Annotated in this window: 10 protein-coding genes and 3 pseudogenes; 12 read left to right on the top strand and 1 reads right to left on the bottom strand. The window is 55.2% G+C overall.

Annotation, left to right across the window (positions count from 1 at the left end; genetic code table 11):
- Positions 1-3: 3 nt before the first annotated feature.
- Positions 4-453: a (deoxy)nucleoside triphosphate pyrophosphohydrolase gene (locus I656_RS08275; protein WP_020754997.1), complete on the top strand. Its 450-nt coding sequence runs from the start codon at positions 4-6 to the stop codon at positions 451-453.
- A gap of 65 nt (positions 454-518) precedes the next feature.
- Here the strand turns inward: I656_RS08275 and I656_RS08280 are convergent.
- Positions 519-1,696, bottom strand: a pseudogene (locus tag I656_RS08280) (Gfo/Idh/MocA family protein).
- Between the two features lie 293 nt (positions 1,697-1,989).
- On the opposite strand from I656_RS08280, the gene I656_RS08285 reads away from it, so the two are divergent.
- From I656_RS08285 to I656_RS08320, 11 genes and pseudogenes are all read left to right on the top strand, one after another.
- Entirely contained in the window at positions 1,990-3,033 is a 1,044-nt protein-coding gene (locus tag I656_RS08285; protein ID WP_033005560.1) for an NDP-sugar synthase, read from the top strand.
- Positions 3,030-4,217 carry a glycosyltransferase family 4 protein gene (locus tag I656_RS08290; RefSeq protein WP_020754992.1) on the top strand — a complete coding sequence of 396 codons (1,188 nt, stop codon included), beginning with the start codon at positions 3,030-3,032 and terminating at the stop codon, positions 4,215-4,217. The genes I656_RS08285 and I656_RS08290 overlap by 4 nt, the downstream gene beginning before the upstream one ends.
- On the top strand, positions 4,198-5,313 hold the full coding sequence (locus tag I656_RS08295) for a hypothetical protein (protein WP_020754991.1): 1,116 nt from the start codon (positions 4,198-4,200) through the stop codon (positions 5,311-5,313). Before I656_RS08290 ends, I656_RS08295 begins: the two co-directional genes overlap by 20 nt.
- Positions 5,264-6,672, top strand: a pseudogene (locus tag I656_RS08300) (phosphomannomutase/phosphoglucomutase). The gene I656_RS08295 and the pseudogene I656_RS08300 overlap by 50 nt, the downstream one beginning before the upstream one ends.
- A gap of 188 nt (positions 6,673-6,860) precedes the next feature.
- The gene (locus I656_RS19825; protein ID WP_033005559.1) at positions 6,861-8,513 is read left to right on the top strand and encodes a helix-turn-helix transcriptional regulator; all 1,653 of its coding nucleotides are present in this window, start codon (positions 6,861-6,863) and stop codon (positions 8,511-8,513) included.
- A gap of 196 nt (positions 8,514-8,709) precedes the next feature.
- Entirely contained in the window at positions 8,710-8,871 is a 162-nt protein-coding gene (locus I656_RS19155) for a hypothetical protein (RefSeq protein WP_223810967.1), read from the top strand.
- Positions 8,795-9,079: pseudogene (locus I656_RS19150) on the top strand (ATP-binding protein); the annotation flags it as partial. The gene I656_RS19155 and the pseudogene I656_RS19150, both read left to right, overlap by 77 nt.
- A 100-nt stretch (positions 9,080-9,179) precedes the next feature.
- Positions 9,180-9,512 (top strand): STAS domain-containing protein, encoded by a 333-nt coding sequence (locus I656_RS0115510; protein WP_033005556.1) that lies wholly within the window; start codon positions 9,180-9,182, stop codon positions 9,510-9,512.
- A gap of 6 nt (positions 9,513-9,518) precedes the next feature.
- Positions 9,519-11,045, top strand: a complete 1,527-nt coding sequence (locus tag I656_RS08310; RefSeq protein WP_020754985.1) for a PP2C family protein-serine/threonine phosphatase — start codon at positions 9,519-9,521, stop codon at positions 11,043-11,045.
- A gap of 189 nt (positions 11,046-11,234) precedes the next feature.
- Positions 11,235-11,648, top strand: coding sequence for an RDD family protein (locus I656_RS08315; RefSeq protein ID WP_015373893.1), 414 nt, complete (start codon positions 11,235-11,237; stop codon positions 11,646-11,648).
- Positions 11,649-11,888: 240 nt separating this feature from the next.
- A partial coding sequence (locus tag I656_RS08320; protein ID WP_033005554.1) for a methyl-accepting chemotaxis protein occupies positions 11,889-12,545 on the top strand: 657 nt, incomplete at its 3' end.

Below are 12,545 nucleotides of genomic sequence, written 5' to 3'. Positions count from 1 at the left end.
TGAATGAAACGGGTCATTCATGTTGTCGGGGCAGCCATCTTCAATGAACAGAGGGATGTGTTATGTGCGTTGCGCGCGCCGAACATGTCGCTGCCCAACGTGTGGGAGTTTCCGGGCGGCAAAGTGGAAGAGGGGGAGCGGCCCGAAGACGCTTTAGTTCGGGAAATTCGCGAGGAGCTTGGCTGCACCATTTCGGTCGGTGAGTTGTTGGCTGATGTGTTCCATGAGTATGAACACGCCATCGTGCATTTGCGGACGTATGAAGCCCGCTTAGTCGATGGGGAGCCGCGGGCGCGGGAGCATGCTGAGCTTCGGTGGGTGCCGCTTCAAGCATTGCGCTCGCTTGAGTGGGCGCCGGCGGACATTCCGACTGTTGAGGCGTTGTTGGTTGAGGGGGAAGCGCAGAAGGGTGTTTTGGACGTTCTGATGAGACCGAGATCTATCGACGATTGAGGTGAAGAAAGCCTGGTTGCGGCCGTTTGCCATGTGGCCGCACCAGGCTCTTTTGGTGTCAGCAGTTAGCGGATGTCAAGTGGGTCGACTGCTTTATCCGTCACGGTGCACGTTTCGGCCAAGGAGAGGTCGGCGGCGGCGTCTTCGGCGGTGACGAGGACGCGCCAGCTCGGGTTTTCGATCAAACGGCAAAAATCAAGAAAGCGCGTTTGAGCGATCGCTTCGTACCACCCGTGGCGGTCCGAGAGCACACAGTGCGCTCGTATGGGCGGCGCGGAGCGGCTGAAGGTTCCGTGGGCGGCAACAGCCGGTCGGCCGCTTGCTGCAGTTGTTCGATAGCGTCAGCCGACGGCTTTGTCGGGATGGCGTCAAGCCAGGCGTCAATGCAGGCTGCCTCCTCGTCAGTGACGAGGCCGGAGACGGACAGCTGCGTCGGAATCCAGCCTTCAAGCACGATGCGCCCGCGTGCCGTATGAATGTCCCAGTGCGTCGATTCCGAAGCGGCAGGGTCCATCGTAAAGCCGTGGTAATAATGGACGGGGATGCGCCGTCCGTTGCCTTCATGAATCACCGTAGCGCCGACGCGCGGCCGTGTGCCGTCTGTTTCCCTTAACGCGAATCCGTGCGCGGAAACCGCTTCGCCAAACCAATCGCGACCGACTTCAAAAAAGTGGACGCCGTGCTCGATCAGGATGCCGCCGCTTCGCCGCTCGTCCCAAAACCAATGGCCTTCCGCGACGCGGTGAGCCGCGTTGTGAAGGCTTGCGTAGTCCACTGGGCCAAGAAGCGCGCGGTGGATGAGTTGCTTGACAGCTTCTGTGAGCGGATGGTAGCGCAAGACGAGATTGACCGCCAACGCCCGGTTTTGGCGGGCGGCGAGCTGGATGTTCGCCCGCAGCGCCTCGGCGGTGAGGCCGCCTGGCTTTTCAAGGAGCACATGTTTTCCTTCCTCAAGCGCCCGCTCGGCAAGCGGGGCGTGCAAATGCGGCGGGGTGGTGAGAATGACGATGTCAACGTGCGGGTCAACGATCAATTGTTCAGCTTCGCGGTATTCGCGCACGTCGCCCGCCTGCGGCTGACGGCGGCGATAGGCGTCGATGACGCGCTGGCGTTTTTCGTCCGTCCGCCCGGCGACAGCGGCGAGATGGAAGGAAGGAAGCGGGGCGAGCGCGCCGGCGAGAAATTCAGCGAATGCGCCGGCACCGGCGATGCCGACACGGTAACGGAAAAATGAAGAAATCATGCGTATTCTCCTCCTCCCTCACATATATATATAGCATTAACGATGTTCATTATACCGCAAAGAAAAAGAAGAACGAGAAAATGAAAGTTTTGAAATTTGCAAGCATCAATCATTCCTCATCGACACCATCCGACAATCATTTCGCTTGCGCAACAGAAGGAATATTATGTATATTATTATTAGCAACCATCGCAGCCGAGTGCTAGCAATCTATGAATCACTTTCATTTTCTCGTTCATCCATCAAGAATCGTGTCTAGTTTTGTGAAAAAAATCGTATGGAGGGATGACGAAATGAAAGCATTGTTGCTGGCAGGAGGATTAGGCACACGTCTTCGTCCATTGACCGAAAACATCCCCAAACCGATGGCCCCGATTGCGAATCGGCCATGGCTTGAGCACCTCATCATTCATCTTCGCGACCAAGGAGTCAACGAATTTGTCATCGCTGCACATCATTGTTCAGAAGTGATCCGTCGCTATTTCGAAGATGGGAAGCGCTGGAACGTCAAGATTACATACGCGCTCGAACCGTTCCCGCTCGGAACGGCTGGGGCGATCAAAAACGCCGAGCGCTGGCTTGATGAACGGTTTCTCGTGTTTAACGCCGACATCGTGCATTTGCCGCAATTGATCCCGCTGCTTGATTTCCATCGTCAACATGGCGGTTTGGCGACCATTGTTTTAACGGAAGTAGACGATCCTTCTTCCTATGGGGTGGTCGAACAAGACGACAGCGGGAGAATTTTGCGCTTTGTCGAAAAGCCGCGCCGGGAAGAAGCGCCATCGAACCGCATCAACGCCGGCATGTATATTTTCGAGCCGGACGTGATGCGCTATATTCCGGCTGAGCGGGAAGTGTCGATTGAACGCGAAACATTCCCGCTGCTGATCGAGAAGAATGTCGGTGTATATGGCATCGTCAGCAACGGATATTGGCGTGATATGGGGACGCCGGCACGATACCGCCAGGTGCATTGGGATGCGTTGCGTCGGGAGTTTCCGATTCCGCTCAAAGGACGTGAAATTCAACCGGGCGTGTTTGTCGGTGAAAACGTGGAGATTGGGTCTGGCGTCTTGTTTGTGCCGCCTGTGCTCATCGGCGACCATGTGAAAATCGGTCCGCAGGCCGTCATTGGCCCGAATGCGGTCATCGGTGACCACTGCCAAATCGGCGCCCGCGTCCATTGCGCGCAAACCATCGTTTGGGACCGCTCTGTCATCCGCGACCGCAGCCGGTTGCAAAACAGCATTTTCGGCTACCGGACGGTGACGACGGCGGGAGAAGTGTTCGAGGATTCAATCATCAACCAGTTTAAGGAGGCGGTGCAAGCATGATTCGAATCGCGTACGTCAGCACGTATCCGCCGCGGCGGTGCGGGCTGGCGACGTTTACGGAACATTTGCGGCAAAGTATTGACGGCGTCCGCGGACCGTCCGATGGCGACCGCGTCATCGTGTTGTACAACGAAAGCGACGGCGATGACGCCTATCGCCACAACCCGGCGTATTGGCCGCTCCCGGCGCAAAACCGCACGGCGTATGCCGAAATGGCGAAACGGGTGAATGAGAGCGACATCGATGTTGTCGTCCTGCAGCATGAATTTGGCATTTTCGGCGGCGAGGCGGGCGAATACATTCTCGATTTCATCGCGGCGCTCGAAAAGCCGCTCGTGACGACGTTCCATACGGTGTTTGCCGAACCGCCGCTGCCGTACCGCCCGATTCAAGAAAAAATCGCTGCGGCAAGCGACGCCATCATCGTCATGAACCGGCAGGCGATCCCGTATTTGGTCAAAGCGTTTGGCTTGCCGGAAGAAAAAATTGTCTACATTCCGCACGGTGCTCCAGGCCCAAGCAGCGAAAATCGCGATTCGCTTCGCCGCCGCCTCGGATTCAGCGGCCGCAAAGTGATGTTGACGTTCGGGCTTCTAAGCCGCGGCAAAGGGATTGAATCGGTCTTGGCCGCATTGCCGGGCGTCGTGCGCAAGGTGCCGGAAGCGCTGTATGTCATTGCCGGACAGACGCACCCAGAAGTGAAAAAGCGGGAAGGGGAGGCGTATCGCGATGAGCTGAAAGCGTTGATTCATCGGCTCGGGCTCGATGGCCATGTTCGCATGGAGGACCGGTATTTCAGCGAGGAAGAGCTGATTGATTATTTGACGGCATGCGACTTGTACGTCACCCCGTACCCGGGCATGCAGCAAATTACAAGCGGCACGCTTGCCTATGCGGTCGGCGTCGGCCGTCCGGTCGTTTCGACGCCGTATGAGCATGCGCGCGATTTGTTGCAAGGTTGTGAAGAGCTGTTGTTGCCGTATGGCGATACGACCGCCTGGGAAGAGCGGCTCGGGCAGCTGTTGGCCGACGAGGCGGCGCTGAAGCGATGGGAGGAAAAGGTGCGCCAAATCGGGGCAAACACGCATTGGCCGCGCGTCGGCGAACAGCATGTCGCCTTGTTTGCGCGCATGTGCGCCGCGAAACGTGGGGAGGTGAAGACCATTGGCACCGTCAGTCATTAAGTTCGACCATCTCGAGCGCATGACTGACGACACCGGGTTGCTTGAGCATAGCCTCGGCCGCATTCCGCGGCGGCGCGAAGGGTATTCGACCGATGACAACGCCCGCGCCATATGGGCGTGCCTCGAGTGGCTGGCGTTGCTCGACGATCAAGAAACGAAGGAGCGGCTGTATCGCCTGCTTGACCGATATTTGGCCTTTTTGCTTTGGGCGCAAAACGATGATGGCACGTTCCATAACAACTTTTTCTTTGACCGGACAAAAGAAGAGGAAACGCCGTCAGACGACTGCTTCGGGCGGTCGTTTTGGGCGGCGGCGATCGCGTATAGGCAATTGGATGACGCGGCGCGGCGCGAGGCGGCTGCGGACATGTTGAGGCGGGCCATGCCGGCGGCTTGGGAGCTTCGTTCGCTGCGCGGCGTCGCCTGGGGGGTGGCCACTTGCGGCGTCTTATTGACAGAAGGACGCCCGCTTGGCGTCGATCAAGAGGAAGTGGCAGCTTTGGCTGCACGGCTTGAAGAGCGGCTGCTTGCGGCGTATTGGGAGCATGCTGGCGACGATTGGCATTGGTATGAGCCGGAGTTGACGTACGCCAACGGGGTGCTGCCGTGGGCGCTTTGGACGGCATATCGGCGCGCGCCGCGGGATGAGGTGAAGGAAGTGGCGGAAAAAAGCCTTGCTTTCCTTATTGAAAAAATGAGCGGACCGGGAGGTGTCATCCGTCCGGTCGGCAACCGCGGCTGGTGCAGCCGCCGCTACCGCGCTGATTGGGATCAACAGCCGCTTGATGTGATGAAGCTCGCTTTGGCGGCGCGCGAAGCGTATTGGGCAACGGACGACGAGCGTTATCGCGGCGTCGTCCGCCGCTGCCTCGCTTGGTTTTACGGACAAAACGACGGCAACGCGCCGCTTGCGGACCCAAGCGACGGCAGTTGCTGCGACGGGCTTGGCCCGAACGGCCCGAACCCGAATCGGGGGGCGGAGTCAACATTGTCGTACTTGTTAACAGCAGCAATCGCTCAATCGATTTCGGTGGAGGTGGTTGTCGATGAATACGTCAACAACGAAACCGTTCGCATGGCCGGCACACGTGTTTAAAGAATACGACATCCGCGGACGAGCCGGTGAGGAGCTCGATGAGTCGTTCGCGTATTGGCTCGGACGGGCCTTTGCCGACATGATGCAAAAGGAAGGCGAGAAGAGGGCGGTTGTCGGTCATGACAATCGTCTGTCATCGCCTGGCTTGCATCGGGCGCTCAAAGATGGGCTGCTCGATGGCGGCTGCGATGTCGTCGATATTGGCTTTCGACGACGCCGATGTTTTACTACAGCTTATACTACACGAATATTCCATGCGGCATGATCATCACCGCCAGCCATAACCCAGGGGATGAGAACGGATTTAAAATTGCCATGGGAAAAACGACAATTTATGGCGAGCGCATCCAAGCGCTGCGGCGGGCGATGGAGCGGCTCAGCCAGGAACAGCCGCGTCCTGAAACAGCGCGCGGGCGCGAGGAAACGCTTGACCTTGCTCCGGCATATATCAATATGTTGAAGGAGAAAATTAAGCTCGGTCCGCGCAAGCTGAAGGTCGTCGTCGACTGCGGCAACGGCACCCCATCGATCATTGCACCACAAGTGCTCAAAGAATGGGGGTGCGATGTCGTCCCGCTTTACTGTGAATCCGATCCGACGTTTCCGAACCATCATCCGGACCCGGTCGTGCCGGAGAACTTAACGGACTTGATTGAGATGGTGCGCAAGGAGCAGGCTGATCTTGGCATCGCGTTTGACGGCGACGGCGATCGGATCGGGGTTGTGGATGAAACGGGTGCGATCCGTTGGGGCGACCAACTGATGGTGCTGTTCTGGCGCGAGATTCTTAAGCGCCATCCGGGAGCCGACGCGCCCGTCGAAGTGAAATGTTCGCAAGCGCTTGTTGAGGAAATTGAGCGGCTCGGCGGGAAACCGTTCTTCCATCGCACCGGCCATTCGCACGTCAAAGCGACGTTGCGCCGTCGTCCGGAGATTCCATTTGCCGGTGAAATGTCTGGTCATTTGTTCTTCAATGATGAGTTTTACGGCTATGACGATGCGCTGTACGCCGCTGGGCGCCTGCTTCGATTACTGTCGCACGATGAGCGCCCGCTGTCCGAGTGGTTTGCCGATGTGCCGCGGTACGCGGCGACGCCGGAGACGCGAGTTGCTTGCCCGGAAGAGAAAAAAGCGGCTGCCATTGCCGCGGTGAAAAATCGGTTCGCTGGCCGCTATCCGGTTATTGACGTTGATGGCGCCCGCATCCAGTTCCCGGAAGGCTGGGGGTTGGTGCGGCCGTCGAACACCCAGCCGATTCTTGTGTTGCGTGCAGAAGCCAAGACGGAGGTTGCATTGGCGGAGATTAAGCGGCAGCTGGCTGATTGCCTCGCCACCCTTGAATTGCGCATTGACTGGTGACGCCTTTTCTCCGAATGGTCTGCGCTTGTCGCCCTCTGTCCGTTTCAAAAGATTTGTTCCGGCGTGGGTCGTCCGTAGGGCTCCCACGCCGGTTTATTTTTGTTGTGAGGGGGCTCATGCTTGATTTCTTGCAAATGGTTTGTCCATAATAGATAAGGATAAAAATGTATTGTAGGAGAGTTGAAGGCGTGGTGATCCGTGAATCGTTGCAATATATTCAAGATGCATACGCGGCATTGACGGAGTTGAGCATGCTGATCGTCGATGATCACGGCGCTCCCGTGACGAAAGTATCGAATATGACCGAGTTGGCGGAGTTCGTTTTGTTTGCCGCTAAAAGGGAAGCGCCATCGTTTTTCTGCCCGCAGGAGCTTGTCATGGACGGATGGCAGCGTCCATCGGTCGTGCCGGTCGGGCGTTTTGGCATGAAGAGCATCGTCGCTCCCGTGTTTGTCGATGAGAAGGCGGAATATTGGATTTGGGCAGGCGTGTTTATCGAGGAAGAAACGAAATGGCTCATTTGCGAACAACCGCTGATGGACACTGGAGAATGGATGTCAGCGATCGAACAGGTGGCGGCGTTGCCGGCGCGGGCGGTCGAAGCGAAGTTAAAAGATATAGAAAAGATGGCGGTCATATGCGGGGAATTAATCAGCGGCGAGCGCCGCAAGCAACAATGCTGTGAATACGGAAAACGGCTCGAAGCAGTGGTTGCGGACAGCTCCGCCCTAGCGGACGTGGACAAGCTGCTTTTTGAGTTGCGGGCGTTCGATGAACGCGTCGATATGGCGTTGTATATCGCCAAATGTCCGCAAGGATGGATGGTGGCGGCGGCAAGCGGGGAAAAGGCCGGAAAGCTGCGCGGCAAGATGATCGATGCGTTGTTTCCGCCGCTTTCGTCTTCGGAGCCGCCGCTTCGTTCGGTTTACGTTCAAGATGCCGCTTTGGATCCACGCTTTTCCTTTTTTGTTCGCCATGGCATCCGTCCGAAAGCGATGATTGCGTATCCGGCGACGTACGGGAAAGCAGTGGAAGGATGGATCATGATCGGCAGCGAGGCGTCCTCTTCACTGCCGGCGGCGCTTCGTTCGGTCGGTTCCGCCCTCGTTCAACATTGGCTGCTCCTGGCTAAATGTACAGAGGTTGATATGAAAATGGACCGCCACTTGATGCGCCTGTCGATGTTGATGGAAATTGGACGGGCCATGCGTGTGGTGCAGAAGGAGGAAGACATCATCCGGATGATGGCCGAATTTGCCGCGGAGCTCGCTTACGGCGATTTCGTCTGCGTGGTATGGTCTAGCGATGGCCAAACAGCCGTTGTCCGCGAAGGAGCGATGGACGTAGAAATGGCTGTTCGTTATCGGGATGATGTCTGCCGTCGCTATGGCTGTCACGGCGAGAAGGCGAAAAGCGAGGTGCCGGCGCTGCTTGATGTTGAGGGCAAATCGGTGATGGAAGTGCCGTTTTTCGTCAGCGATGGCCGCTATGGCGTTCTCGCCGTTCATATAAAGAAAGAAAGGGAAGCGAAAGAGGCGGAAGTGTATATGACGGCGTTGGCCGCGATTGGGGCGATGATGATCAGCGGCAAGGCTCACGGTGGGAATGATGGGACGGTCAATATCGACATGTTGTCCAAGCAGTTGACGGCCCGGGAGATGGATGTATTGGAGCTGCTCATTCAAGGCTGCAGCAATCGCGAAATTTCAGAACGGCTGTTCATTAGCGTCCATACCGTGAAAAATCATATTACAAACATTTTTCAAAAAATTGGCGTCAACGATCGGTCACAGTTGATTGCCCTTGTGTATCAACTAAACCACCGCCGGCAGCGCCGTTAAGGGGGACATCATTGGACGATGGGTGCCATGATGTCTTTTTTTTTGGATGTAGGAAATTGGAATGAGCCCCATTTTGTATTATAATGAATTGTAGTAAATAAGAACTATTTTTCGATAGATGGAACAATAAAGGAGAAAAATAGCATTCGAATCCGTTTTCCCCAGCGCTGGAACGTGCGATAGTGGAAAAGCTGCCATGTTGCTTTGGCCGGTGTATAAGCATAACAAAGATAGGGGAAATGCCGATGAAGCCCAGGACCATGATCCGAACGATGGCGATCATGAAAACGGCGGACATTTTAAAAGCGATGGACATTACCGAGGAACTGGCGAAGAGAATGGGGTTTTTGCCGCGTGATTGCCTTTTTCTTCGGCTCGCGACAGAGGAAGCGTGCACGAATGCGTATGAATATTGTCAAAAAACGAGAAAACTGCCATTTAGGATATTTTGGAAAATGGAAGCGAGACAGTTTATGATCATTGTCAAACAGCGAGGAGGATGCTTCTCCGTAGCCCAAACCGATGTCGTCAACACAGGGCCGCGCGGCAGAGGGCTGCAGCTGATCACCCATATTGTCGACGATGTATACGTGAAGCGAGCGGGAAACAACGTCTTGTTTTGCATGTGCAAATGCAAAAAAATGAGTGACCATTGGAGGAAGCAAGATGAGGATGAGACAAGGGGCAATTTGCGCGCTGACATGGGCAGAAGATATTACCTTAAACAACGTCGAATCGTTCCGTCAAGCGCTGGAAAGGCTGCTGGACAAACAGGCGGATCAATTGATCGTCAACATGGAGGGGGTCAACTACATAAACAGCGCCGGACTCGGTGTCATCGCTGACAGCGTCATGGAGGCGAGAGCCCGACAAAAAGAGTTGGTCATTGCCGGAGTGGAAGGGTCGCTTGCAGAAATTTTCCATATTGTCAAATTTTCTTCGTTTATCAAACTATTTGCCACAGAGAAGGAAGCCATGGATTATTTCAGTGGAGAATGACGTTCTATGGTGGATGGGTTTTGGGAACATGTTCAACGTTATGACCACCTCGCGTGGCGGGAGTTGCTTCTCGGCTTGGAAAAAATGAATGTGTTCGTTGGGCCGGGCGACTATGTGTATTGGCTCGCAACGCCGGAACGAAGGCGGCTCTTGTTCATTTCGTCATCATGCGAGCAGCTGTACGGCCTGCCTCCGGACGACTTTTACCACGATCAAGACATATGGGCAAAGGTGGCTTACCCAGATGACCGCGCCAAGGCGGAAAGAAAATGGTCGCTTCTTTCAGGAGCGGATGCGGGCGCCCAGACGTATCGCATCATCAATCAGCGGGATGGCTCTGTCCGTTGGGTGCTTGAACGGACGTTTCCTGTGCTTGATCAATTCGGGGAAGTGAGGCTCGTCAGCGGGTTTGTCGCTGATCTGACAGAAGCAAAGCGAAACGAGAATGAACGACAGCTCGCTGAACAAGTGTACAAAGCGATGGAACAGGCGATGCTCGTCACCGATGGCCAGTTTGTCGTTCAGTTTGTCAATCCGGCGTTCACAAAAATCACTGGTCATGATGTAGAGATTGTCGGTCAGCCGTTGCATACGCTTTACGCGGGTTATTACGAGGCCTGGCTTTATGAGGTGATTCAAGCGAGCACTGGGGAAAGTGGAGAATGGAGGGGGTGGGTGCGCTGGCGGCGGAAAAACGGTTCGGTCTATGTCAGGCAGACGACGGTGCGGGCTGTGCCCGGCCATGATGGAGAAATCGCGTTTTACTTGTTTTTATTTGCCGGTCCAACTTACGAGAACCTATACATCGCAGCGATGAAAGATGACTTGCGGCTGGCCCGCGAGGTGCAAAAGCGCGTGTTGAGCAAGCCGTTGTCGGCCAAAGGAATCCAGATTGCCGGAACGTACATCCCATCGCGGGAGCTGGGTGGCGATATGTACGCCTGGTATCCGATCGACAAACAGCGGTACGGCATTTTTTTAATGGATGTGATGGGTCATGGGGCAGCGGCTTCGCTCATTTGCATGTCGGTCCGCTCGCTCTTAAACGGCGTCATCCGCAAAGGGATCGTTCCGACGGAAGTGTTTCGCGAGTTGAACCGCCATATGCGCCAGTTGTACCATGAAAACGGGCGGATGACGTATTATTTCACCGCCGTATATGTTCTGGTGGATGTCAAGGAACGGATGATTGAATATGCATCAGCCGGCCATCCGCCGGGGTTTTTGTTCCAACCGGATGGAACGGTGGCGGAGTTGGACCGCGGCTGCGCGCCGATCGGGCTGCTTCCGCGCCTTTTTGTCGACAGCGGCCGGTTGCGCTACGAGCCGGGGGCGACGCTTGTGTTGTATTCCGACGGGGCGATCGAAGGGGAAACGGGTTCCGTCCGGCAAAAGATTGAAGCGTTCCGCGATGCGCTGGCGCCGCATATTTTATTGGACGAGCAAGTGCTTTTGGACCATCTGCGCCGCCATTTTGCGCAAAAAGGGCCGCTTCCAGACGATTTTTCGGCTGTGGTGGCGAAGCTGGGCTAAAGAAATTGCTGCAAGAAGATCGATTCCATCATCTTGAGCGTGTGCAGCAGGGACCACCGCATCGAAGCAAAAAATCGATGTGATGTCGAAAAAACCGATTTTCTTTTATACGCCATTTACGGTAAAATGAAGACAATTATACTGTTAATGGAGAATACAATATAGAAAAGGCAACAGGAGGGAAGGCATATGGCGGTGACAAATCCGGCTGGATTTTGGAAGCGGCTGTTGGCTAACTTGTTGGATGCGATTGTCGTCGGTATTCCGATTTCGATCATCGGCTATTTCATCACTGGCAGTTGGGAAACGAACTGGTTTACGTCATTAGCGAACATCCTTTACGCGTTAATCGTTCCGGCTGTTTGGTACGGATATACGGTCGGCAAGCGGATGCTTGGCATCCGGATTGCGAAAGTCAACGGCGGAAAAGTCGGCATCGGCACGATGTTTTTGCGCTCGTTCGTTGGCGGACTCGTATACTTTATCACGTTCGGCATTGGTCTCATCATTAGTGCGATTATGGTCGCGGCGAGAGAAGACAAACGGTCGATTCACGATTTTATTGCCGGGACGTATGTGACAACGGAAAAACCGGCGGTGTAAAGCGGAAAACAACAGGTGGTGCCCCAATCGAACGGGGCGCCTTTTCTTATTTTCGTCACCGATTATAGGCGATCAAAAGCATGATGTTTTTGAGCGGGTCCTTGTTAGATCAGAAAACTTTGCAACCACCCCTATTCATGATTAGGGCTAGGAAGGAAAATGAACGTTCATTCACGAATCTATTTATGTGGTAAAGAAATAAGAAAGGTGTTTGCATCATGGCAAAAGGAGGAGAGCGTTTTGTCATTAGCAAGTTATATCATCCGCACCATGTTCATCGTCATCCCTGGCACAGCGGCGATCGGCATGGCCACATGCCTGGTCAACGGCATTCGCGGGGCGGCATTTTGGTGGACGCTTGTTGCTACGGTGCTGTTTGGCGCGATGCTCGGCTTCGTTTCGGCAACGCTCAACTATCGACGGTTTGTTGCCCCGATTGCCGTTATTAACGAACATTTAGGCAAGATGACAGGCGGAGATTTGACGGTGCGCATACCGCTTGATCGCGTGCAGCAGCTGCGGCCGATTGCGGCGTCGTTAAACGATATGGCAAACGCTTGGCAAAGTGTGATGGGGCAAATCCAACATCATGCCGAAGAAGTAGCGCAATATTCTCAGCAGCTTGCCGCCGTCGCCGAACAGACGACGAAAGCGACAGAGCAAATTGCGACAACGATGGAAACGCTTGCGGCAAGTGCGGAGGAGCAGGCCGATGCTGTCCGCACCACCGCCGCGTCCGTGCATGATATTTCCCAAACATTGAGCGACGTCGCTTTCCATACGAAAGAAGTGGCGCACCGGGCTGAGAAAACATCGGCGAAAGCAGAGGACGGCAAGCAGTCCATCGGACAAATGTCCGAGCAAATGCAGTTCATTTACGATCATGTGCAAACGCTC

The sequence above is a fragment of the Geobacillus sp. WSUCF1 genome, from assembly GCF_000422025.1.
GTDB lineage: Bacteria > Bacillota > Bacilli > Bacillales > Anoxybacillaceae > Geobacillus > Geobacillus zalihae.
This window is presented reverse-complemented; position numbering and strand designations above follow the sequence as displayed.